General features: G+C 37.7%; 18 protein-coding genes and 1 pseudogene. 15 read left to right on the top strand and 4 right to left on the bottom strand.

Features of this window, described 5'->3' with window-relative positions; genetic code table 11:
- Positions 1–77: 77 nt before the first annotated feature.
- Both F968_RS09875 and F968_RS20635 read right to left on the bottom strand, forming a co-directional pair.
- Positions 78–2,771, bottom strand: a complete 2,694-nt coding sequence (locus F968_RS09875; RefSeq protein WP_004792691.1) for a TonB-dependent receptor — start codon at positions 2,769–2,771, stop codon at positions 78–80.
- Between the two features lie 548 nt (positions 2,772–3,319).
- Positions 3,320–3,388: pseudogene (locus tag F968_RS20635) on the bottom strand (hypothetical protein); the annotation flags it as partial.
- 160 nt (positions 3,389–3,548) lie between these two features.
- On the opposite strand from F968_RS20635, the gene F968_RS09870 reads away from it, so the two are divergent.
- The 7 genes from F968_RS09870 to F968_RS09840 all read left to right on the top strand — a co-directional run bounded on the left by F968_RS09870 (position 3,549) and on the right by F968_RS09840 (position 13,826).
- Entirely contained in the window at positions 3,549–5,339 is a 1,791-nt protein-coding gene (locus F968_RS09870) for an ABC transporter substrate-binding protein (protein ID WP_081399521.1), read from the top strand.
- Positions 5,340–5,357: 18 nt separating this feature from the next.
- Positions 5,358–7,178: an ABC transporter substrate-binding protein gene (locus F968_RS09865; RefSeq protein WP_004792687.1), complete on the top strand. Its 1,821-nt coding sequence runs from the start codon at positions 5,358–5,360 to the stop codon at positions 7,176–7,178.
- A complete protein-coding gene (locus tag F968_RS09860; protein ID WP_081399520.1) occupies positions 7,179–9,212 on the top strand; it encodes a M3 family metallopeptidase in 2,034 nt (677 codons plus the stop codon).
- 12 nt (positions 9,213–9,224) lie between these two features.
- Positions 9,225–10,163, top strand: coding sequence for an ABC transporter permease (locus F968_RS09855; protein WP_004792684.1), 939 nt, complete (start codon positions 9,225–9,227; stop codon positions 10,161–10,163).
- A 7-nt stretch (positions 10,164–10,170) separates the two neighbouring features.
- Positions 10,171–11,313, top strand: a complete 1,143-nt coding sequence (locus F968_RS09850) for an ABC transporter permease (protein ID WP_004792682.1) — start codon at positions 10,171–10,173, stop codon at positions 11,311–11,313.
- Between the two features lie 12 nt (positions 11,314–11,325).
- Complete coding sequence (locus F968_RS09845) at positions 11,326–13,059, top strand: ABC transporter ATP-binding protein (protein ID WP_004792681.1); 1,734 nt, start codon at positions 11,326–11,328, stop codon at positions 13,057–13,059.
- Positions 13,060–13,166: 107 nt separating this feature from the next.
- Complete coding sequence (locus F968_RS09840; RefSeq protein WP_034596614.1) at positions 13,167–13,826, top strand: SOS response-associated peptidase family protein; 660 nt, start codon at positions 13,167–13,169, stop codon at positions 13,824–13,826.
- Positions 13,827–13,884: 58 nt separating this feature from the next.
- Here F968_RS09840 and F968_RS09835 read toward each other — a convergent pair whose 3' ends face one another.
- Positions 13,885–14,253, bottom strand: coding sequence for a hypothetical protein (locus tag F968_RS09835; protein ID WP_004792677.1), 369 nt, complete (start codon positions 14,251–14,253; stop codon positions 13,885–13,887).
- 296 nt (positions 14,254–14,549) lie between these two features.
- Here F968_RS09835 and F968_RS09830 point away from each other — a divergent pair, with 296 nt between their 5' ends.
- Together F968_RS09830 and F968_RS09825 are read left to right on the top strand one after the other, a co-directional pair.
- Complete coding sequence (locus tag F968_RS09830; RefSeq protein WP_004792675.1) at positions 14,550–15,407, top strand: 3'(2'),5'-bisphosphate nucleotidase CysQ family protein; 858 nt, start codon at positions 14,550–14,552, stop codon at positions 15,405–15,407.
- 57 nt (positions 15,408–15,464) lie between these two features.
- Entirely contained in the window at positions 15,465–16,199 is a 735-nt protein-coding gene (locus F968_RS09825) for a histidine phosphatase family protein (protein WP_004792672.1), read from the top strand.
- A gap of 57 nt (positions 16,200–16,256) precedes the next feature.
- On the opposite strand, the gene rpsT is transcribed toward F968_RS09825, so the two are convergent.
- Positions 16,257–16,523, bottom strand: coding sequence for a 30S ribosomal protein S20 (rpsT, locus tag F968_RS09820; protein ID WP_004792670.1), 267 nt, complete (start codon positions 16,521–16,523; stop codon positions 16,257–16,259).
- Between the two features lie 212 nt (positions 16,524–16,735).
- On the opposite strand from rpsT, the gene F968_RS09815 reads away from it, so the two are divergent.
- From F968_RS09815 to mfd, 6 genes are all read left to right on the top strand, one after another.
- Positions 16,736–17,401: an NAD(P)H-binding protein gene (locus F968_RS09815; protein ID WP_004792668.1), complete on the top strand. Its 666-nt coding sequence runs from the start codon at positions 16,736–16,738 to the stop codon at positions 17,399–17,401.
- 12 nt (positions 17,402–17,413) lie between these two features.
- The gene (rraA, locus tag F968_RS09810; RefSeq protein WP_004792666.1) at positions 17,414–17,920 is read left to right on the top strand and encodes a ribonuclease E activity regulator RraA; all 507 of its coding nucleotides are present in this window, start codon (positions 17,414–17,416) and stop codon (positions 17,918–17,920) included.
- A 21-nt stretch (positions 17,921–17,941) separates the two neighbouring features.
- Positions 17,942–18,724 (top strand): glutathione S-transferase N-terminal domain-containing protein, encoded by a 783-nt coding sequence (locus F968_RS09805; RefSeq protein WP_081399519.1) that lies wholly within the window; start codon positions 17,942–17,944, stop codon positions 18,722–18,724.
- A 142-nt stretch (positions 18,725–18,866) separates the two neighbouring features.
- The gene (locus tag F968_RS09800; RefSeq protein WP_081399647.1) at positions 18,867–19,799 is read left to right on the top strand and encodes a Dyp-type peroxidase; all 933 of its coding nucleotides are present in this window, start codon (positions 18,867–18,869) and stop codon (positions 19,797–19,799) included.
- A gap of 82 nt (positions 19,800–19,881) precedes the next feature.
- Positions 19,882–20,238, top strand: coding sequence for a hypothetical protein (locus F968_RS09795; RefSeq protein ID WP_004792661.1), 357 nt, complete (start codon positions 19,882–19,884; stop codon positions 20,236–20,238).
- 134 nt (positions 20,239–20,372) lie between these two features.
- Complete coding sequence (gene mfd, locus F968_RS09790) at positions 20,373–23,834, top strand: transcription-repair coupling factor (RefSeq protein WP_004792659.1); 3,462 nt, start codon at positions 20,373–20,375, stop codon at positions 23,832–23,834.
- The last annotated feature ends 108 nt before the right edge of the window (positions 23,835–23,942 follow it).

The following is a 23,942-nucleotide window of genomic DNA, read 5'->3' as shown; positions in this document are numbered from 1 at the left end:
CTTAAATTAATGTTTGACTAAGGGTGAGTATTCGGTCTGCAAACATGATGTTTAAGTCATGTTTGCAGAACAACCATTTAGAACTTATATGTACCTCGTACAAAGTACGTACGCCCTAAAGGATCTGCGTAACGTGGGTCATATCCCATTTGGAAGTTGTCACCGACATTTGAAGCAGGAGGGTCTTCATCAAAAATATTTTTGATACCAGCGGTCACTTCTAGATTTTTAAAGCCTTTGTATGTGCCTGAAATGTTGTATGTCGTATAGTCACTTACCTTGTGATTTCTATAACCAGGCTTGACAGAAGAAGTTGAATTTTGATCTTCATAACCGCGTGAAAAATTTTGTTGTAGGTTTAAAGCCCAGTTTTCATAATTCCAATTTAGGTTTGCAGTATGTTTCCAGCGAAGAATAATAGCTTGGTAGTCTAGACCACTATAAGTGCCGGCAACACTTTTCCAGTCCCCATCTGGTTCGGCTTGATATTTGTAGTCTGTTATATATGTACCATCAATGTTGAAACCAAATCGACCTGTAGCAGTCATTGGAGAAACCCAACTTAAGCCGACATCAAAACCTGAGGTTTTAATTCCACCTAAATTTTGTTGTGTTGTAATAATATAATCTAATGAGCCATCAGGGTTACGTACAAATTTGTCTGCATATTTCACTGGATCGTCAAAAATAGCAGTTTCTGAAAGTGTAGCAATTTGCTTGTCGACTTCGATATTGAAGTAATCAAGAGTGAAAGCTAAATTTTTAATTGGTTCAAATACTAAGCCTGCAGTAAAAGACTTTGATTCTTCCGGATCAAGATTTTTATTACCTCCATTTTGTCTGTCGAATTGCATATTACAATCACGCTCTTTTACACCACCTGTTTTTAAGTCGCCTCCTGGGCAGAGTACTGGATCATAATAGTATCCACCTGTATTGGTTACTGAATTTGGTCCATTCACTTCCCAAAGTGTTGGAGCTCTGAAACCAGTACTATAAGTTGTACGGAACATTAACTGTTTAATAGGTTCCCAACGAAGTGCAAATTTTGGATTAAACGTATCACCAAAATCGTTGTAGTCATCATAACGAGCGGCAATTTGAGCTTCTAAAGTTTTATGAAGAGGAATGTGAAATTCGGTAAATACCGATTTAATATTACGATCGCCAGTATTTACTGGTTCATCAGGATCGACCCCTGTACTAGGCGCCACTCGGGCAACATCATCAATGACTTTTGTGGTCCAATCTTCATAGCGATAGCTTGCCCCAATTGCAAAACCAACGTCTCCAGCGGGTAATTTAAATATAGGTCGACTTGCAGTGAAATCAACGGTAGTTGTATCTAGGTTGGCTTTTAAGTATTTACCTTCAACTCCTAACTCATTCCATACATTAGCATCTTCAGGGTTTTGCGGTCCGAATGGGTTTAAAATACCATTGTTTAAAGCTTCTTGTGTTTTATCAAAGTTCAAATAGCCACTTACAATAGCATCCGATGCACTACTATGCGCATAGGTAACGCCTGAATTAATATCCCAACCATGAGTTTCACCCTCAATACCAGCAAACAATCTATGTGATTGGTTAATACTGTTACTTATACGGTTACCTGATTGTGAACGCAGATATAGTGGGATAGTTCCAGTAGCGCCTGCTAAAGCTGGAGTTATGCCATTTCCTGGATAATATTTACTGCTAGGGTCAAGCGTCAGATCAAAAAATACATCTGGCGCTACTGAAGTAGTAATTTCACTTCTTGCGTATAAATATTCTGCAATCGCATTGAAATTATCATTCAGTTTAAAAGTGGCATGTCCCATTACAGATATATCTTCTGTTTTTGGAACAATTCCAATCACAGCTTGGCTGTTATATAGACAACTTTTCCCATCCTGACTCGTCGTAACAAGAGGATTATCACCGCAACCTGTAGATGCATATGGGTTACTCAAGCCCGGAACATTGGCGGGAAATGAGCCACTACTGGCTTTTTCTATACCTAATTCAGGTAATAAACCTCCACGCCGACTGACTTTGCGGTCTTTGGCCATGACATCATCGCCTTTGCGATAGTCGACAACACCAAAAACGTTATAGCCATTTTCATCTAAATCACCGAAGCCGCCAAAGATGCTGTAATCTTGCTGTTCTCCACCATTTTCTTCTGGTTTTTGATAACCAGCGGTTAGATTAAGGCCCGTAAACTGTTTTTTAGTAATAAAATTAATTACCCCACCAATTGCATCTGTTCCATAAATGGAAGAAGCACCATCACGTAAAACCTCAATTCGGTCTAACATTGCGAGTGGAATAATATTTAAGTTTGTGACGCCGCTATCATATGCATTTGCAGCCAACCGACGACCATTCAGTAAAACAAGTGTTTTATTGGCACCTAAGGCTCTAAGGTTCGCTGCTGAACCTGCCGTCCTACTTGCACCAACATTACTTGCAGTCACAAAGTTCGATTGGTTTGCACTGATCTTTGCTAATGCTTCCTCTGTTGTTGTTACCCCTTGTTTTAAGATTTCATCAACTTTTACGATGGTAATGGGGGAAGCACTTTGTGCTGCAACTCCTTTGATTGAAGAACCTGTAACGGCAACTTTTACGACTTTTGTTGGTTTTTCATCAGTACTTGATTGTTCAGTTTCTGCTGCCTGTGCCAGGGTAAGACACATCATACTTAAACTAAGGGTGCTTAATTTAAGAATTGTTTTGCTGATCTTGGGGGTTACCTGAGATCGAACATTGTATTTTTTTTTCATCGTGGATTTGATCCCTTTTTGTTGTCGTTAGCGATATTGCTGGAAAGTTTTTAAGCAAAGCAAGTGCCAACTATATATTTTTCTTTTTTTAGTTTATGCAAAATATTGATATATATTGATTTTATTATGGTTGAGTAGGGTGCTTTAGCTTTTTTTGAGATAAAAATAAATTTTCCATTTGGAAAAAATTTTGATGGTGGCGAAAAGTTTCAAATTTATTTGTGTAAAAAATATACATTACTAGACTCTTCACATGCTTATTAAATAAAAATGTATCGTTTTAGAGCTTTTGAATAGGTAATGTTATAATATCTATAGTTATGTGGTTTGATTACAATTTAATTATTAATCAATAAATTATTAAAAAATTATGTGTAAAGTAAGCTGGTTCTAATGTGGATCATAATTAATTTTTAATGTATTTTATTTGTGCATTTAAGGTGTGAGATGATTAACTTATATGAATATAATATTTGGCAAAAAGTTACTTTTATTTATATAGTTCAAATGTTTTTAAGTATCTAATAAAAATATGAATTTTTAATATTTTAAAATATTTTAAGATGGATATTAATAAATGGCATGAAATTCGCTTTATATTCAATAGTTATAAAACTCTAGGTATTTGACTTTATTTTTCCATTTGATCAAATAAAAAAGATGATGAAGGAAAGTGAATTTTAAGACCTAAATAGGCCTATCTGTCGAAAAAGAACTTTTCTTATGCAGATTTAGATGTTACTCAAAAGGATAATATCTTTTAAAAAAACTAATTACGTGGGTATGAACTTGAAATTAAAATTTTTTAAGCTCGCCATTTTAAGTCTGGCTATTACATCAATCCCTTGTGCTTACGCAATTACGCCAGCACAACCAAACAAAATTTTGCACGTTGCCTATGAAGCCCCAGATGATGGTTTTGACATGGTTAAAACCACCAATTTTTATAGTGCCAGTATCGCGGAAACCATATTTGAGCCTTTACTCAAATATGATTATTTAGCTCGTCCCGTACAGTTAGTTCCTTATACGGCTGAAAGTCTGCCTAAGGTGGAACAAGACGGTAAAGTTTATATATTTAAAATTAGGCCTGGTATTTATTTTACCGATGACCCTGCTTTTAAAGGTAAACGCCGTGAGCTGGTAGCTGAAGATTACATCTATGCAATTAAACGCATTTTAGATCCTGAAAATAGGGCACCTTCAGTTTCTTTTATTGAGGGTAAATTGTTAGGTGCCGATGCAGTTGTAGCTCAAGCAAAGAAAACGGGAAAGTTTAATTATGCTACCCCAATTGCTGGGGTCAAAGCACTTGATCGATACACTCTACAATTCACTTTGACTCGCCAAGACTTTAATTTTCCTTATATTCTTGCTTATATTACCTTTGGTGGCGTTGCAAAAGAGGTTGTTGATTATTACGGTGATCGTATCGGGATGCATCCGGTTGGTACTGGACCTTACATGTTAAGTAAATATGTTCCAAGAAGTAAGGTCGAATTAGTTGCCAATCCTGATTATCGAGGTTTTGTCTGGAATTTTAAGTCAACAGGAACACCTTGGGATAACCAGCTTATTAAAGAAATGAGCGGTAAGAAAATGCCCCAAATTGGGAAGGTTGTAGTCAGTATTATTGAAGAACAACAGTCACGATGGTTAGCTTTTCAGTCGGGTCAATTAGATTTTGACAGACTTACAGCAGATGCTGTTCCTCAAGCTTTAGATGGAAATCAACTTAAGACTTCTTTTCAGAAAAGAGGAATTAAGCACTTCCCATATAAGGAACCCGAAATGACCTATACGATGATGAACATGCGTGATCCAGTCATTGGTGGTTTTAACCCGGAAAAGATAGCTCTGCGTAGAGCAATTACTTTATCGTACAATCAAAAAGAAAGTATAAAACAGGCTTATAAAGGGCAAGCAGTTAGAGCAGAAATGTTTATACCTGAAGGTGTAAATGGCTATAACCCTAAATATAAAAGTAGCGTAGGGTACAATCCATTATTGGCAAATAAATTACTTGATTATTATGGTTATAAAAAAGGTGCTGATGGTTATAGAACCCAGCCAAACGGAAAACCTTTAATTTTAAAAATTAATACAGAAAATAGCTCGGCCTCAGTTATCCACTCCGAACTCTGGAAAAAGAATCTGGATGCGATTGGCATTCGAGCTGACTTTAAGGTGAGTAATTTTGCAGATAACTTAAAAGCCGCAACTCAATGTAAATATATGATTTGGAGTGGGGCATGGATTGCTGACTATCCTGAGGGAGATAATTTTGCACAATTACTGTATGGACCAAATGCTGGTCAGGGCAACCATGCTTGTTACCAGTCTAAAACATACGATGCTCTTTATAATCAAGCCACTCATTTACCACCCCAACAACGTCTACCATATTACGAAAAGCTTAACCGCCAGATTGAAGCTGATAATCCTTGGATTATTCATGTCACGCGAATTCGTAATTGGTTGATACGGCCACAAGTTCAGGGTTTTAAACCCCACCCAATGATGAATACGAACTGGCAATATCTTGATATTACCCCTGTTAAAAAATAATTTTAGATAAAGATAAATATGACTGAAAATTTAATAAAACAGCTCAAGCATTGTGGTGTCGGTTTTTTACTTGCTAGCATGGCATTAACTGGTTCTACAGCTCTATATGCTAAAAGCCCAGCCGATCCCAATAAAATTCTACGTTATGTATTCCCGACAGCAGAAACAGGTTTCGACCCAGCTTATATCCATGATCTATATTCGGCACATGTAACCACTTCAATATTTGAAACTTTATATACCTATGATTACTTAGCAAGGCCAGCAAAACTCGTTCCGAAAATAGCCACAGCCCTGCCAGAAGTCAGTGCCGATGGTTTGACCTATACCATTCATATAAAAAAGGGTGTTTATTTTACACAGGACCCTGTTTTTAAAGGTAAACCACGAGAATTAACAGCCAATGATTATGCTTATTCTTTTAAGCGTTTATTGGACCCGAATTTACGTTCTCCAAATAGCTGGTTATTAGAGAATAAAATTGAAGGTATGGATGCATTAATAAATGCAGCCAATAAAACTGGAAAATTTAACTATGACCAAAAAGTTATTGGTTTACAAACACCAGATAAATACACCTTGGTGATTCGTTTAGTTAAGCCAGATTATAACTTTCCTTTGTTACTGGCACATGACCCTACAGGTGCGGTGGCACGTGAAGTCATCGAAAAATATAAAGATAAAGCAGGTTATGTAATGGGCCATCCTGTAGGGACTGGACCTTATGTACTCAGTAAGTGGGTACCAGCTTCACGAATTGTTTTAAAAGCGAATCCTGATTTCCGTGGTTTTACTTGGAACTTTGCTGCCAGTAGCCCTGAGGATGAGGCAATTGTAAAACGCCTTAAAGATAAAAAAATGCCTCAAATAGGCACAATTGATATTCAGGTTATGGAAGAAAATCAATCGCGATGGCTGGCATTTCAGCGTGGTGAAATTGATATATTTCAGCTTGAAGGTCAACTGGTCGCAAAAGCAATTAAAGACGGTAAATTAAGACCTGAACTTGCTAAAGAAGGTGTCCAGCTATCTCGTATTGTTGATCCTGAAATTAGCTATATCTATTGGAATCTTAAGAATCCGGTCGTTGGTGGAATGAGTAAAGAAAAGATTGCTTTACGCCGGGCGATAGCAATGTCTCGTTCAATAGATCAAGAAATTAAATTAGTAAGAAATGATGATGCTCAGCGTTTAGATTTTCCAGTTCCACCAGGGGTAGTGGGTAACGATCCACAGTATAGAAGTAGCACGCCATATTCTGTTAAAGCAGCAAATTTACTATTAGATAGATATCACTATAAAAAAGATGCTTCAGGTTGGCGTACACAACCAAATGGCAAGCCTCTCGTCATTGAATATATGGCGCGCAGTGACAGCATTGGGCAGCAAAGTGCTGAACTTTGGAAAAAGAACTTTGATAGTTTAAATATTCGCATGGTCTTTAAACCCATGCTTTTTGCAGACCTCATTCGAGCGCAAAAACAATGTGAAGGTATGTTTGGTTCTTCTGCATGGATCGCCGATTATCCAGATGGGGATAATTTTATGCAGAATTTTTATGGACCCAATACGCATATGACGAACTGGTCTTGTGGTTCGACACCAGAGTTTGATCAGTTATATCGTCAGACACAACAAATGCAAGCAGGTCCTGAGAGAGATGCACTTTATCGAAAAATGACACGTTTATTAGAAGTGTATATGCCTGTTCAGGTCTCTTATGCACGCTACCGAAATATGCTGGCTCAACCACAAATCATCGGATATAAAAAGCATCCAATTTTACATGCTGAGTGGATGTATTTTGATATCGATACACATACTAAATCTAATCATTAAATGAAAAAAATTGGAGATATGATGAAAAATAATGCATTGAAAATGACAACTTTATGTATGTTGACCATAGGTATAAGTCAGTTTGCAACGGCAGAGACAACACGTCCTACTTTGCCATTACTTAAAGCACAACAGCTCCCAGCATGGTGTGATGCTAATTTAAAAAAGATTCAACAACAGATTACTATTTTTGAAAAAACGCCTGTTAAAGATAATGCAGCAGCGGCACCTATATTGGCAAAATGGGATAAAATTTTTGCGCATTTTGAAGATTTCTCAGGTCCGATAAGTCTATATAGTAATGTAGACCCAGATGCAAAGTTACGTAAGGCAGCAGAAGACTGTGAAATTAAAATTAATCAGTTTCACACTGATATATTTCAGAACCCGAAGCTATATAACTTAATTAAAAATACACAAACAACAGACCCAATTGACCAAAAATACCGCCAAGATATTCTAGATCAGTTTGAAGACACAGGTGTTCAACTTGAACCGGTAAAGCGTGCACGAATGAAGGCCATTCTGGATGAGTTGACCAAACTCGAACAAGAATATGCACGTAACGTCCGAGATAATCCGGAAAAACTTGAGTTTACTCCTGAAGAGATGAAAGGCTTACCTCAAAGTTATATTTCAGCATTAAAGAAAAATACTAAAGGCAATTATTTATTAGGTTTTGAATATCCTGAATATCGTCCATTTATGGAGTTGGCAGATAATGATGATGCTCGGAAAAGATATCAAATTGCCTTTACTCGACGTGGTACTGAGCAAAATTTAAAACTACTTAAACAGGCAATAGATTTGCGTTATGAGCTTGCTCAGTTATTTGGAAAAGCAAGTTATGCAGATTGGGTTTTAAAAGACCGTATGGCTAAAACGCCTGAGGCTGTAAATCAATTTTTAGCAGAAGTCCAAAAAACAGTAGCACCACTTGAACGTAAAGAAGTAGAAGAACTCCGTGCATTTAAAGCACGAACTTTAAAAACGCCATTAGAAAAAACCGAGATCACACGTTGGAGTGAAGCTTACTGGAGTGAAAAACTTCGTAAGAATAAATATCAGATTGATCAGGAAAAACTTCGTGATTATTTCCCCACTTTAGCTTCTCAAAAATGGTTATTTTCCATTTCATCTGACCTTTATGGCATTGATTTTAAACCTGTCAAAGTTAAAGCATGGCAGGATGAAGTTGAATATTACGATGTAGTTGATAAAAAGACAGGAAAGCTTCTTGGCGGCTTATATATGGATAAATTTCCTCGTGAAGGGAAGTATGGCCATGCCGCCGTTTGGGGAGTATATGGTGGCAGCACTTTAACCAATCGATTACCAGTTTCAGCATTAGTCACCAATTTTAACCGTAAAGGTTTAAACAGTGATGAGCTAGAAACTTTTGTTCATGAGTTTGGTCATGCCTTACATGGCATTTTATCCAATACACGTTATGCCAGTCAGTCTGGAACCTCTGTAGAGCGTGATTTTGTAGAAGCGCCGTCTCAAATGTATGAAGAGTGGGCACGCCGTAAAGAGACTTTATCTAAAGTGGCTGATTACTGTGATCCAGCATGTCCACGTGTTGATGATGAACTCATTGCTCGTTTAAAAGCAGTACATAACTATGGACGCGGCTTGCGTTATGCGCGTCAAACTCTTTATGCACAGTACGATATGTCATTACATACCGCCGATGCATTAGAAGTAAAGCCTTTAGAAAATTGGCAAAAAATGGAAGCTGCTACAGCGTTAGATTATGTACCAACAACAGAGTTTCCTGGGCAGTTTGGGCATTTGATGGGTGGTTATCAAGCTGGTTATTACGGCTATATGTGGTCTGAGGTTTTAGCTTTAGACATGCTTTCTGCCTATGGGGACAACCTTAATAACCCGCAAGTTGGACAGCGTTACCGTCAAACCATTTTGTCACAAGGTAGCCAAAAACCGGCAGCTGAATTAGTTAAAGATTTCCTTGACCGAGAACCTGATAACAAAGCGTTCTTTAATGAAATTACCGGACAACGGGTTAAATAAGGAATTATCACTATGCTTGCATATGTTATTCGGCGTTTATGGCAGATGATTCCAACCATGTTGGGGGTAGTCTTACTTATTTTTATTCTTTTTAACTGGGTAGGTGGCGATCCTGCTTATATTTTAGCGGGCAAGATGTCTAATCCTGAGCAGATTGAAAACATTCGTAAGCAGTTAGGTGTCGATCAGCCTTATTACGTTCAGCTCTGGATTTTCATTAAACAAATACTGACTTTTGACTATGGGGCGAGTTGGAGTACTGGAGAACCTGTTTCCCAAATTATTTTAATCCGATTAGGACCATCGCTCACGCTTTTAATTCCACTGACTATTTTACAGACGGTTATTTCAATTATTTTGGCATTGGCTGTTGCAGCTGTACGTGGTTCTCTAACTGACCGTATGGTCATGATGTTATGTACCATCGGCATGTCGATCAGCATCTTAGTGTACATTATCGTTTTTCAATATGTTCTGGCTTATCAGCTAAGTTGGTTTCCTGTACAAGGCTGGAGTGACACTTTTTCCGAGAATTTATTTAAATTTGCCTTACTACCAATTTTAATCATGCTGGTGGTGAGTATTGCACCGACTTTGCGTTTATATCGTAGCTTTGTGCTTGATGAAATTAATCAGGATTATGTTCGAACAGCACGTGCTAAAGGCGTAGGTGAAAGCCGAATCTTAGGTGTACATGTCCTGCGGAACGCTTCAATTCCTATTATTACCGACGTAATGTCAACTTTACCTGCATTGCTCATAGGCGCATTTTTAATTGAACGTTTTTTTGGCATTCCCGGGATTGGCCGAGAGGTGATTATTGCAGTAGAGCGGAGTGATTTTCCTGTTATTAAGGCAATTACAGTTTATATCGCAGCTGCAACTATGATTTTTAACCTGATTGCCGATTTGGTCTACAAAGTGGTTGATCCACGTGTACAGTTGAAGTAGGTGGGCTATGCTGAGCGTTTTATCAAAAAGAAAACAACAAACAAAAGCCGAAGCTCATTCATCTGGCCTGTGGAAACTTGCCATGCGACGTCTTCGAGCCGACAAGATCGCAGTGTCATCGCTAGTGATTGTATTGCTTTATTTTATTATCTTGGTTCTATCAATGACGGGTGTGATTGCATCTGACTGGAATAAAGAGGTTGCAGTAAGTTATGCACCACCTACATTTATAGGCGCAGATAAGACAACAGGTGCAGGGCAAAATGCAGCAGCGATTGAAGAAGAGTTACCGATAAATCCAGTTGATCCTTTAAAAGATGTAATTCACCAACTCAAGGCTGAAATTAAACAAGAAAAGAGTGCGGGAAGTGCAATTGATTATTATGGTGTAGTTGACCCTTTAGCTGATGATATGAAAGCAATTGATCAGCAGCTGGGAGGACATTTACTTGATCAGCAAAGTGAACTTAAAAGCACACTTATATTTGGAGCTGATAAATGGGGACAAGACGTCCTTAAAAAGACCATTAAAGGTGCTGAAACTTCAATTATTGTTGGGGTGATATCGGCTTTACTTGCAGTAGGGATTGGTACACTTTTAGGTGCAATTTCTGGATATTTTGGTGGTTGGGTGGATGATATTCTCAACTGGTTTTATAATATTTTTACTTCAATCCCATATTTATTATTAGTGCTTGCTATTGCTGCCGTACTTCAACAAAAAGGCATATTGTCCATTGTTCTGATTTTAGGTTTAACGGGCTGGACGGGTGTTTATCGTTTAATTCGTGCCGAATATATGAAACATACTGCACGTGAGTACGTTCTTGCTGCTAAGGCAATTGGCGTTGGACACTTCCGCCGTATGTTCATTCATATTTTTCCTAATGTCAGCCATATCGCTTTGGTCCAAATGTCGATTCTAGTGGTGTCTTTTATTAAATCTGAAGTCATCTTGAGTTTCTTAGGTTTTGGTGTGCCAGTAGGCGTAGTGTCTTGGGGGAGTATGTTAAATGAAGCGCAAAGTGAACTTCTTTTAGGTAAGTGGTGGCAGCTTGTCGCAGCCTCTGTCGCGATGGCTGTTTTGGTAACGGCATTTTCAATGTTTACTGATGCACTTCGTGATGCATTAGATCCAAAACTAAAATAAGAGGAAATCCTAATGTCAAAACATGAAAATAAGAATGCGCCGTTACTGCATGTTAAAAATTTACGAGTGAGTTTTAAAGGTGAAGATAAACAATATATTGAAACCGTGAAGGGAATTAGTTTTGATATTCCTGCAAACACCACGGTTGCTTTAGTAGGTGAGTCGGGTAGCGGCAAATCGGTTACTTCTTTGGCAACTATGGGCTTACTGCCTGTAGGTCAGAGTAAAATTGATGAGCAAAGTAAAATTATATTTGAAGGCAAAGATTTGCTCAGCTTATCTCGTACAGAGATGCGTAAAATTTGTGGCAAAGATATTGCCATGATTTTTCAGGAGCCGATGTCATCATTAAATCCTGTTTTTACGGTGGGTAATCAAATTGCAGAAGTGTTGTGTTTGCATATGGGATTGAGCCGTAAACAGGCCCGACAACGCGTTTTAGAGTTGCTTAAAGAAGTAGGTATTCCTTCACCTGAAACCAAAATTGATGCCTATCCAAACCAACTTTCGGGTGGTCAACAACAACGTGTCATGATTGCTATGGCGATTGCGTGTGAGCCTAAACTGCTCATTGCCGATGAACCGACCACTGCACTAGATGTCACGATCCAAAAACAGATTATTGATTTACTTGAGTCATTGCGTAAACGCCGTCAAATGTCGATGCTTTTTATTACTCACGATTTAGCATTGGTCGGTGAAATTGCAGATAAAGTCATTGTGATGCGTCATGGTGAGATTAGAGAGCAAGGCGTTGCTGAAGAGGTTCTTGAGCAGCCTAAAGATGTATATACGAGAGCTTTGCTCTATTGCCGCCCGCAAATGTCACAACGACCTTATCGTTTACCAGTGACCAGCGATTTTATGCGTCAAGAAGACAATATATTGGTCGAACAAAGTTTTGATGCTTCAGAAATTCCCGAGCGCAAACGTGGCTTAAATGGTGATGAGCAAATCATTTTAGAAGTAAAAGACCTGAAAAAAAGCTTTTATAGCCGTAAAGGTCTATTTGGCAAAGAAGAGTTTCAGGCAGTTAAAGGAGTTTCTTTTAAACTCGCTAAAGGAAAAACCTTAGGTTTAGTCGGTGAGTCAGGTTCAGGTAAAACGACTGTTGGACTATTACTCATGCGCTTACATCAGGCGTCTGGTGGGCAGGCTTTCATCGAAGGTAAAGATATTCTTTCATTAACTGAAAAAGAGTTTGCTAAATATCAACGAAAGATACAGATCATTTTTCAAAACCCATATGCCTCTCTTAATCCACGTTTTACCATTGGGCAAATATTATTAGAGCCTATGCAAATTCATGGTATTGGTAAAGATGATGCTGAGCGAAAACAAATTGCACTTGGTTTACTTGAGCGAGTGAATTTGCCTGAACAAGCTTATTATCGATACCCGCATGAGTTCTCGGGTGGACAACGCCAACGTATTGCGATTGCACGCTGTTTAACGCTAAAGCCTGAAATTTTGATTTGTGATGAATCTGTTTCAGCGCTCGATGTTTCTGTCCAAGCGCAGGTACTTAACTTATTACAAGATTTACAAGATGAGTTTGGGCTGAGTTATATCTTTATTTCACATGACTTATCGGTTGTGAAATATATCTCTGATCAGGTGATGGTCATGAATCATGGAGAAGTTGTGGAAATTGCCAATTCGGATGAGCTCTATGCACATCCTCAACATGATTACACTAAACGTCTATTGCAGGCGATTCCTCAAGGGATTCAACACATTTCATAAGCGTAAAGTTATGTCGTTAAGGGCACTTTCGAGTGCCTTTTTATTTGGTTTATGTGGTAAATGCTTATAAAATAACAGAAGTAAATATAGAGTATTTTATTCTTGCTATGTGTGCCAACTTTAAACCTTTAACTCTTGCTCAATTACAGCAACTTCAGTTGCCTTTGGTTGGCTTTAGCTATGCCGAAGAGGTTTATCCTGCGGGAACTATGCCACTATTATTCAAATCACCACAAGGTCTTGAATGGCGTGAAGTCATGTTCGGCTTAGTTCCAAAGTGGGCTGAGGATACCAACATAGCAAAACATACCTACAATGCCCGTCATGAAACGATTTTCCAAAAACCGAGTTTTCAAGAAGCTGCTCTTAAATGCAAATTCGGTGTAATTCCAGTGACCGAGTTTTATGAAAGTAAATATATAAATGATAAGCCGGAACGATGGGGTGTACGCCGTAAAGATGGGCAAGCTTTTTTCATTGCAGCGATCTATGAAATTTGCAAAATTAATGAGTCGGTTATTCGTTCTGCAAGCATGTTAACCATGGATGCCATCGACCATCCCATGATGAAAGACTTTCACGAACCAGGCGATGTCAAAAGATCAGTGATTGTGATTCCACATGACCGACTAGAAGAGTGGTTAAGTTTAGAATCACCTGATATTTCCAGCTTTATCGAAGGCTTTCCGGTTGAAGAATTTGAATGCTCTCATGTGCCAAAAGAAAAAGTGATAAAACCGACACCACAGTTAAGCATGTTTGACTAATCTATCTAAAATAAGATGAGGTTATTGATATCAACTCTGAATCAATAACCTATATTGTTTATTCAATATTTTTACTTAATGTTTGTACTTCAGAATCCTGAGCTAGATAACTCAATTCAATGGGTGAAATAACAAAAGTTGTATTATCTGAGGTCTGTTTAAATACAAAACCATATTCAAAAGACTGGCTACTTTTGTTTGGCAACCAGAATAGATAAGGACATCCTGTATAACTACCATCCCAACCCATTTCTCTTGCTAAAGCTAAAGCTGTATCAGATTTCGCTATAATTTCTTTAAGTGACTCTTTATCTCTTGTTGAAACATCACCATCATCATCTGCAAATGTTTGTAGGAACTCATTTAAGGGAGTAAGTTCTTCCCAGTTACGTTCTATTGTCGAGAAATGATATCCATATAGCATCATGTGCGCTTTCTTCCATCTTGTTATTGTGTGATTGAACATAGCAAGAAATACATGAAAAGGAAATGGATGAATCTGATTTAAGTTATTTATTTTTCATAACTTATAGATTGTTTTTTGTACATAATAATGGTTTTTTTAACATCCTCATTATTCATATTAACTATATAGTGTGCATACAAAGTTTTGTTCATCTAATCATTAAGATAAATTACTTTTTTAGTAAATCAAACTGTTGGCGAATATTGAATTGTTCATAATTCACCTATAATAGAAATGAAACTATGTAGAGCATATTTATGTTTATAACAACTACGCGCCCACAAGATACGTTGATTAATCAGCTTCTTCCAGTCTTGGAACAAGCGAGCCAGATTCTATTACAAGAATATCAAAATTATTCAGCGGGTTATGAGTTTACTATTCATGAAAAACAAGACGATTCACCTGTAACTCAAGCAGATTTAAAAGTGAATCTTTTCTTATTAAAGCATTTGGCAGAGATTACCCCCGACTTGCCTGTTTTGTCTGAAGAAAGCGATTATAGTGCTCGCCATGACTGGTCTACGTGTTGGATGTTAGATCCTCTTGACGGAACTAAAGAGTTTATTCATGAGCGTGATGAATTCACGATAAACCTAAGCTTGATTAAAGGTAAAGAGACAATCTTTTCAGTTATTGCTGTGCCATGTGAACAAGTCGTGTATTTAGGATATCTGCAAGATTTACCTTTTAAATATAGTTTTAGTCAAAAGCAGTGGTATCAATATCAGATAACTTCGCCTTCGCCAGATGCACCTATACAAATAGGACTTAGTCATGGCAGTAAAAATCCGAAATACCAAAGATTTATTCAGCCTATTGAAAAAGAACATAACATTATTAGAAGAGAAGCAGGAAGTGCCTATAAATTTTGCATGATGCTGGAAGGTGAAATAGATATTTACCCGAGATTCCATCCAACTTCTGAATGGGACACAAGTTCTGGTCAAGGGTTGTTAGAAAGTATAGGTGGTGGTTTACTTACACTTGATGGAAAACCTTTTGAATATAACCAGAGACACACGGTTTTAAATAAGGGCTTTATCGCATTTCGTGATCAGGAAAGCAAAAAAATAGCATTTGAAGCATTAGCCCAATCAGGTGTTATAGATTGAGAGTTATGCCAGACATGTTATAGTGGCAAAGTATTGAAAAAAGATGACAAGATAACAATGGCACTCGATTTATTGCCTAAAAGTATGTTTGAAGCAATTGATTTATTGCCCGATGCTTCAACTCCCGTGACCTTATTTACGCGCCATTCTCTAAGAGAACTTGTGGATGGGCAGGGTTTAGCAGGATATGACCTCCAACTTACCCCTCAAGGGCGTGAGCTTGCGCAGGCATGGGGTAATTATTTAATTAAAAATACAGATCGTGTTATCCAGCATTGTATTTCAAGTCCAATACAACGTTGTGTCGATACCGCTGCGCTCATGATTGAAGGGGCTGATGATGTAAGTCCCGAATCTAATACGCATACCATTGAAATTATTGAGCAGGGACTACTGGTTGAACCCGGTAGCTTTGTACTAGATATACAGCAAGCTGCTCCTTATTTTAAAAAACAAGGCGCTTTGGGTTTTATTAATAGTTTTGTTAATAATGCATTACCTGGCATGAAACACCCCATTACTGGTGTTTTAGACGTGCTCGAGCTTATTTACCGTACTCATCCCAAAACTCAAGGTGGACTTAGTTTAGCTGTCAGTCATGACACTATTATTGCTGCGATTGTTGCGGTAATTTCTGGTGAAAATAAAATTAAGAAAGAAGATTGGCCTGAAATGATGGAAGGTTTATTTGTATGGTTTGAAGGCGAAGAGTTTCCAAATTGCAAATTAAAATGGATTTGGAGAGGTAAGGCCTATGAGCTGAATGTAGCCAAATTTAACACAGGGCTATAAGCTCAAAAACGATAGGTAATAAAAAAAGCCCAATAGGGCTTTTTTTACATGCTTCAATTAGTTAGCTAACGCTTTAACTTGAGCATTTAAACGGCTCTTATGACGAGCAGCTTTATTTTTGTGGATGATGCCTTTATCAGCCATACGGTCGATTACAGGAACAGCTTTTTTGTAAGCTTCTGTAGCAACAGCATGATCACCACCAGCAATTGCACTTAAAGTACGTTTGATGTATGTACGAACCATAGAACGCAAGCTTGCGTTGTGTTTACGTGCAGTAACGTTTTGACGCGCACGTTTTTTAGCTTGAGCAGAGTTTGCCACTCTTGCACTCCTTGAAAATAAGTTGGTCTGGGCGGGCTGTGGTCAATCCAGTAAACTGGTGTAACCATCACCAGCCCGTAAACAAGTGCCATATTGTGATGAATAGACACCGTGAAGTCAAGTCTTGCGAGCATTTTAAGCGGTTTTAGGGGCTGCTAAAACCGTAAGAAAAGGTTAAATTTGATACAAACTTAAAGAGGGTTGGATAAAAAATGACTATAAGTACGAAAAAAGCAATTGTGATAGGTGCTACAGGGCTTGTCGGTTTAGCTCTTGTTGCACAGCTTGAGCAAACACCAGAATTTGAAGCGATTACTGTTGTGGTAAGAAAAGAATCACAACTACTTAATACATATAAAAAAGTTAATCAGCTGGTTATAGAAGATTTCTTAATGTTGAATGATGAAGATGTGAACGGTCATACCCATGCATTTAGCTGTTTGGGAACAACATTAAAAAATGCAGGTTCAAAACAGGCCTTTTACGCTGTGGATTATGAAATCAATGCTCATTTGGCAGATTTGGTACAAGATAAACATATTCATTTATTGTTAGTGAGTGCACTTGGTGCAAATGCCAATTCACCGATTTTTTATAATAAAGTGAAAGGACAACTAGAAGATTATATTGAAAGTCTACAACTCGAGAAATTGTCTATCTTTAGACCATCTTTACTTATTGGTAAACGCAGTGATGTACGATTTATTGAAGATTTAGGACAAAGTCTATTTAAATTTATTGAGAATAAATTACAAAAACCATTCAAATATAAACCTGTAACTGCGAAGCAATTGGCTCATACGATGGTCGTAGCGGCGCTAACGCAAATTGAAGCCTTTAAGCGATATGATAATCTGAGCATACAGAAAACTCGATAAAGGAGAATAAAAGTGTCGACAGTACCATTTGTAACATGTGATTTATTAGATGATAACCCTGAAAAAGACTTACAGGTCGTAATTCCCTCAATGGATGGAAAGTACTTTCAAAGTTATGGGGCACGTAAAACTTTTGGGGGGCAGGTTGTAACAGTAAAGTGCTTTGAAGATAACTCACGTGTAAAAGAGTTATTGGCAACAGATGGTACAGATAAAGTATTAGTAGTAGATGGCGGTGCATCTATGCGCTGTGCACTCATGGGTGATTTGATTGCTGAGTCAGCAGTTAAAAATAACTGGAACGGTGTCGTGATTTACGGTTGTGTACGAGATGTAGATGCGCTTGCAACTTTGGACTTAGGCGTACATGCATTGGCTGCAATTCCGCAAAAAAGTAATCGTAAAGGCATTGGTGAAGTAGATATTTCTTTGTATTTTGGTGGTGTCACAATTCAATCAGGTGATTTTATCTATGCTGATAATAATGGAATTGTGATTGCAAAAGAAAAATTAGTCTAATTCTCTCATACAAAGGAACGCATGATGGTGATTCATCAAATTAAAGTACTTCAAGCAGTTGTATCTGCAATTGCGGAAGGTGGTAGAGGTGTTACAGGAACAGCATTTCCACAGCAACCTGTAAAAGCTTTGAAATTATATGAATTTGAAGGTTCACCATTTTGCCGCCGCGTTCGTGAAGTGATTACACTCTTGAATCTGGATGTCGAAATTTATCCATGTCCTAAAGGCGGAACAAAGTATCGTTCAGTTGTAAAAGAAAAAGGCGGGAAATTAAAATTTCCTTTTTTAATTGATGAAAATACTGGTGATCAGCTATATGAATCACAAGATATTATTCATCATTTATTTAAACACTACGGTAAAACTGGAAAGACACCTCAGAAATTTTCGAGTTATCCGAACATGCCGTATGTGGCATTTGTAGGGACCATATTAAATGGTGCTCGTGGAGTTTGGATAAATAAAAAAATTGTTGATAGAGCAGCGCCTGAGCAAAAACTTGAGTTATGGAGCTTTGAGGCAAGTCCTTATTCAAGAGTCGTAAGAGGTTTACTCTGTGAACTTGAGCTTCCATATATTTTGCATAATGTGGCAAAAGAAAGATGGCAAGATATGGGACCTGCCATACTTCGTTTAAAGCCAGGTAAATATATACCTTTAAAAGATGGTAAAAGAGAAAAAATATTGCCTGTTATGCAAGGTAAAATGCAGGTGCCGTATTTGGTAGATCCAAATACTGGAGTGAAGATGTTTGAGTCTGCTCAAATCGTAAAATATTTAAAGAAGCAGTATGGGCGTTAATTAATATCTATTTTAGTAAGAGTTTAAGGTGCTTTACTTAAACTCTTACCAATCTCAGATTTCATTACAAGATGTATGAAAAGAAAATGAGTATGCTAAATTAATAAGGTTAATTACCTAAAAGGCATATTTTATGGAATGTATGAGAGTTCAGCCTGTAACGAGCGCTCCTGGTGAAAATGCATTATTTATTGTATTAGGACTGGCTCAAGGTGATTCTGTAATAGAAAAAGTAAAAGATTTTGCTGCTAATTTTTCAGCACTAACCAGAAGTCTATCTAACCGTTATCCAGAAAGTAAATTTAATGCTACGTTGGGTTTTAGTTCAAATGCATGGGATATTTTATTCCCAGAGCAAGCGAAGCCTCAAGAGTTACAACCATTTCAAGAAATTAGAGGTCCGAAATATACGGCTGTCTCAACTCCTGGGGATTTATTTTTTCATATTCGTGCCGATCGTCAGGCTTTATGCTATGAGCTGGGCAATATAATTAATCAACAGCTTGGTAAAGTAACGTATCCAATTGATGAAGTTCATGGTTTTCGTTATTTTGACGGACGTGCAATTATTGGTTTTGTTGATGGGACTGAGAACCCTGAACCCGTTATTGCAGCGCAGTGGGCATTAGTGGGTAGTGAAGATCCTGATTTTGTCGGGGGAAGCTATGCTTTTATTCAAAAATATACACATGACATGGAGAAATGGCGTTCATTAACCGATGAAGAGCAAGAAAAAGTGATTGGGCGCAAAAAGTTCAATGATGTTGAACTCGGTGATGATGAAAAGCCTTTAACTGCTCATAATGTTGTAAGTAAAGCTCATGATGCAGAAGGCAATGAGCTTAAAATTATGCGAGCTAATATGCCTTTTTCAAATCCGTCTAGAAATGAATATGGCACATTCTTTATTGGTTACTCACGTAAATTTAGTACAACCCGACAAATGCTTGAAAACATGTTCTTAGGCAATGAGGATGGTAATCTTGATCGGTTGCTTGACTTTAGTACTGCTCAGTCTGGAACTCTATTTTTTGTACCAACTGTCGATTTTCTTGATGATTTAGGCGATGAATAGTCGTTAAATTAGAAGGCTTAAGTCATGGACGTAATTAGATTGCTTCCATGGCTTAGATTTAAAATTAATATGATGTGATGAAATGTTTAAGAAGATAACTCAGCTTTTTCAAGGCTCAAAAGAAACGCCAGAACAACTTTACTTACAAGAGAATCAATTAAAATTTGATTCTGAGCGAGGACCTATCATTAACGATGTAGTAATCAATGAGAAATGGTCAGAACATCTTGAGTATTTCTCAAACCGTAAATTACAAAATTTTGATAATCTTCAGAAGTTATTCCTCATTACTCCACAAATTAATGAAAAAATTGATCTGGAAATCGCAACCCAGCGCTATGTAGAAAGATTAGGGAATACACAAGAAAAGCTACTTCAGCTTAAAGCGATTATACAAATATTAAATCAATATTACGTTTTGTTTTTGCGTGATAAATAATCATAGTTAATTGATTAAAAAATATAAAAAGTAGGGCTAACTAGTAGTTTGATTTTCAAAAAAATAACTCAATTCACTAAAAACATCATGCTACTATTAGGCCTATATCTTCTTAGCTGATAAAAGCCATATACATGTTTCAACAAGAAATCTCTCAATTGAATTTACAACAGCTCAAGGCCGGTGAAAAGCGTTGGGTGGGGGCGTTATTAGGTTCATCTGCTGCATTATTATTTAAGGAAATTGCTGTTCAGCATTCGTCTTTACTCGTGGTGGTTGCCAGAAATAACCAGCATGTAGCTCAATTAGAAAGTGAACTTGAATTTTATGGCATAAAACCAACAATTTTCCCGGATTGGGAAATCTTACCGTATGATCGTTTGTCACCTCATCAAGATATTGTTTCAGAACGCCTCGCAATTTTATCTAATATGCCTCAGAAGGGTGTATTACTCCTTTCAGCAAGTACTTTAGCTCAAAGAGTTGCGCCATATTCATGGGTTTTGGGTGAACATTTTGATATTCGTGTAGGTCAAAAATTTGATTTAGAACAGCAAAAATTACGTTTGGTACAAGCTGGTTATCATTTGGTAGATACTGTTTATGATCACGGTGAGTTTGCTGTGCGTGGCAGTATTATGGATATTTTTGCGTCAGGACAAGAAGCACCTATCCGTATTGATCTGTTTGATGATGAAATTGATACATTAAAATTCTTTGATCCAGAAACGCAAAGAACGACTACAGCTTTAAAAAGTTTTACAGTTTTACCTGCAAAAGAATTCCCATTAAAAGAAGCACGTTCAATTTTTAGAGATCGATATTCTGAACTTTTTCCGACTGCTAATCCTAAGAAAAACCCGATTTATCAAGATGTCTTAGAGGGAATTGCTTCACCAGGAATTGAGTTTTATTTACCATTATTTTTTGATAAAGCACAAATGCAATCACAAAGTACACTCACAACGTATTTACCAAAGAATTGCATTGTAATTACAACCAATGATGTGGATACTGATTTAACTAATTTTTGGAAAGAAGTTTTCCGTCGCTACGAAGACAGACGTCATAATGTAGATCAGCCAATTCTTCCTCCTGAAGAATTATTTATTGCCCCAAACCATTTACTGAGTGCTTTAAACCAGTTTCCGCGTATGCTTGTAAGTGCCGAATTGGTTGAAGAAAAAGCTGGCGCATTAAATCTTAAGGCTGAGCAGCCGCCAAAGTTAGCAGTCGATCCGAAAAAGGAAAAACCGTTTACCGTCGTCAAAAAATATATTGATGAAGCAAATCATCCCGTTTTATTGGTTGCAGAAAGTGCAGGCCGACGTGAAAGCTTAAGAGATGGTTTGCGTGCCAGCCTGGGAGATATCCCTAGCGTGGACAGTTTTGAACAATTTCAAACGAGTCAGTTTGCAATTGCTATTACAAATGCACCGCTCGACCGTGGCTTACTTTTAACAGACCAATTAACGGTTATTTCAGAAAATCAGTTATATGAACATCGGGTAGTTCAGCGTCGTCGTAAACGTCAGCAAGAAGTTTCAGAAGAGTTCTTAATTCGGAGTTTGACTGAACTCAGTATTGATGCCCCAGTTGTTCATATTGATCATGGTGTGGGACGTTATGCAGGATTAGTTACTTTAGCAATTGAAGGGCAAGATTATGAATTCTTGCAACTCAATTATGCTGAAGGGGCAAAAGTTTATGTTCCTGTGACTAATTTGCATCTGATCAGTCGCTATAGTGGTGGCGATCCAGATCTAGCGCCACTTCATAAAATTGGAAGTGATGCGTGGAGTAAAGCTAAACGAAAAGCTTTAGAACAAATTCATGATGTTGCAGCCGAATTATTACATATACAAGCACGTCGTCAGTCAAAACCTGGTTTTGGTTTCGAACTCGATCAATCGCTTTATATGCAATTTGCCAGTGGATTTGCCTACGAAGAAACACTCGATCAGGCCAATGCTATTGAAGCGACGCTTCACGATATGCAGCAAGCTAGACCTATGGATCGGCTTGTTTGTGGTGATGTTGGTTTTGGTAAAACTGAAGTGGCAATGCGAGCCGCATTTGTTGCTGTGCAAAATGGCAAGCAAGTTGCTGTTTTAGTGCCGACAACTTTACTTGCACAACAACATTATGAATCTTTTAAAGATCGTTTTGCTGATTGGCCTGTGCGTATAGAAGTGCTATCACGCTTTGGCTCGAGTAAAACCCATACAAAAAATATTGAAGATTTAATTGCTGGTAAAGTCGATATTGTGGTGGGAACACATAAACTTTTACAAGAAAACGTGCAATTTAAAGATTTGGGTTTAATGGTAGTCGATGAAGAACATCGATTCGGTGTGCGTGATAAAGAGCGTATCAAAGCGTTACGAGCAGATGTAGACATGTTGACGCTTACAGCAACACCAATCCCGCGAACTTTAAATATGGCTTTCTCGGGAATGCGTGATTTATCTATCATTGCTACACCGCCAGCCCGTCGTTTAGCTGTTAAAACCTTTGTGCAAGAGCATACAGAAGCCTCTGTTAAAGAAGCAATTTTGCGTGAGCTACTACGTGGTGGCCAAGTATATTTCTTACACAATGAAGTCGATACGATTGAAAGAGCTGCTGAAAACATCCGCGTTCTTGTACCTGAAGTTCGTGTGGCAGTTGCACATGGGCAAATGAGAGAAAGAGAGCTCGAACAAGTGATGCAGCAGTTCTATCACAAAGAGTTTAACGTATTGGTATGTTCAACCATTATTGAAACTGGAATTGATGTTCCAAATGCCAACACAATTTTGATAGAAAGGGCCGATAAACTTGGTTTGGCTCAATTACATCAATTACGTGGTCGTGTAGGGCGCTCACATCATCAAGCCTATGCTTATTTGTTAGTTCCTTCTATAAAACACTTGAAAGGTGATGCAGAAAAGCGTTTGGACGCAATCCAACGTGCCTCTACTCTCGGTGCTGGCTTTATGTTAGCTACAGAGGATTTAGAAATTCGCGGTGCTGGTGAGCTTTTAGGTGAGCAACAAAGCGGTTCAATGCAGGCAATCGGATATAGCTTGTATATGGAAATGCTTGAAAAAGCCACTAAGGCGATTCAGCAAGGTAAAACACCAAATTTTGATGCGCCTTTATCGCTGACTGCGGAAATTAATTTACATATTCCGGCACTGATTCCAGATGAATATTTAGGAGATGTGCATCAGCGTTTATTGTTCTATAAACGTATTAGTAATACAGATACACAAGAAAAACTCGATAATATCCGTATGGAACTCATTGATCGTTTTGGGGTTCCTCCGCAATCGGTTAAACATTTGTTTACTGTCCATCAGATTCGCTTGAAAGCAGAGCAACTGGGTATCACAAAAATCGATATTAATACTCAAGGTGGTAATATTGAATTTTCACCTGATACACCTGTTCAAGCGATTAGTATTATTCAGCTGATGCAAAAACATCCGACCTATTATCGTATGGAAGGCGGACAGCGTTTAAAAGTTATGGTTCAGTTAGAAGAACAGGAAAAACGCATTCAATTTATTAATGATTTATTAGCTAAATTATTAAATGAATTACATGCTTAAATAGTGTTTCAAAGTGATTTTAATCCCATACAAATTTTTTAAAAGCTGATATCAGAATTTTATGCACGATTTCTCGGATCACAGGAGGAATAAGTGCATAAAATCATT

The sequence above is a fragment of the Acinetobacter sp. NIPH 817 genome, assembly GCF_000368405.1.
In the GTDB taxonomy this organism is placed as follows: Bacteria; Pseudomonadota; Gammaproteobacteria; order Pseudomonadales; family Moraxellaceae; genus Acinetobacter.
Note: the sequence above shows the minus strand (reverse complement) of the source record. Positions and strands in the feature narration are given on the sequence as shown.

Coding starts and splice junctions, on each gene's coding strand:
- F968_RS09875 (WP_004792691.1), bottom strand. CDS start 2,771: ATGAAAAAAAAATACAATGTTCGATCTCAGGTAACCCCCAAGATCAGC.
- F968_RS09865 (WP_004792687.1), top strand. CDS start 5,358: ATGACTGAAAATTTAATAAAACAGCTCAAGCATTGTGGTGTCGGTTTT.
- F968_RS09860 (WP_081399520.1), top strand. CDS start 7,179: ATGAAAAAAATTGGAGATATGATGAAAAATAATGCATTGAAAATGACA.
- F968_RS09855 (WP_004792684.1), top strand. CDS start 9,225: ATGCTTGCATATGTTATTCGGCGTTTATGGCAGATGATTCCAACCATG.
- F968_RS09850 (WP_004792682.1), top strand. CDS start 10,171: ATGCTGAGCGTTTTATCAAAAAGAAAACAACAAACAAAAGCCGAAGCT.
- F968_RS09845 (WP_004792681.1), top strand. CDS start 11,326: ATGTCAAAACATGAAAATAAGAATGCGCCGTTACTGCATGTTAAAAAT.
- F968_RS09840 (WP_034596614.1), top strand. CDS start 13,167: ATGTGTGCCAACTTTAAACCTTTAACTCTTGCTCAATTACAGCAACTT.
- F968_RS09835 (WP_004792677.1), bottom strand. CDS start 14,253: ATGATGCTATATGGATATCATTTCTCGACAATAGAACGTAACTGGGAA.
- F968_RS09830 (WP_004792675.1), top strand. CDS start 14,550: ATGTTTATAACAACTACGCGCCCACAAGATACGTTGATTAATCAGCTT.
- F968_RS09825 (WP_004792672.1), top strand. CDS start 15,465: ATGGCACTCGATTTATTGCCTAAAAGTATGTTTGAAGCAATTGATTTA.
- F968_RS09815 (WP_004792668.1), top strand. CDS start 16,736: ATGACTATAAGTACGAAAAAAGCAATTGTGATAGGTGCTACAGGGCTT.
- F968_RS09805 (WP_081399519.1), top strand. CDS start 17,942: ATGATGGTGATTCATCAAATTAAAGTACTTCAAGCAGTTGTATCTGCA.
- F968_RS09800 (WP_081399647.1), top strand. CDS start 18,867: ATGAGAGTTCAGCCTGTAACGAGCGCTCCTGGTGAAAATGCATTATTT.
- F968_RS09795 (WP_004792661.1), top strand. CDS start 19,882: ATGTTTAAGAAGATAACTCAGCTTTTTCAAGGCTCAAAAGAAACGCCA.
- mfd (WP_004792659.1), top strand. CDS start 20,373: ATGTTTCAACAAGAAATCTCTCAATTGAATTTACAACAGCTCAAGGCC.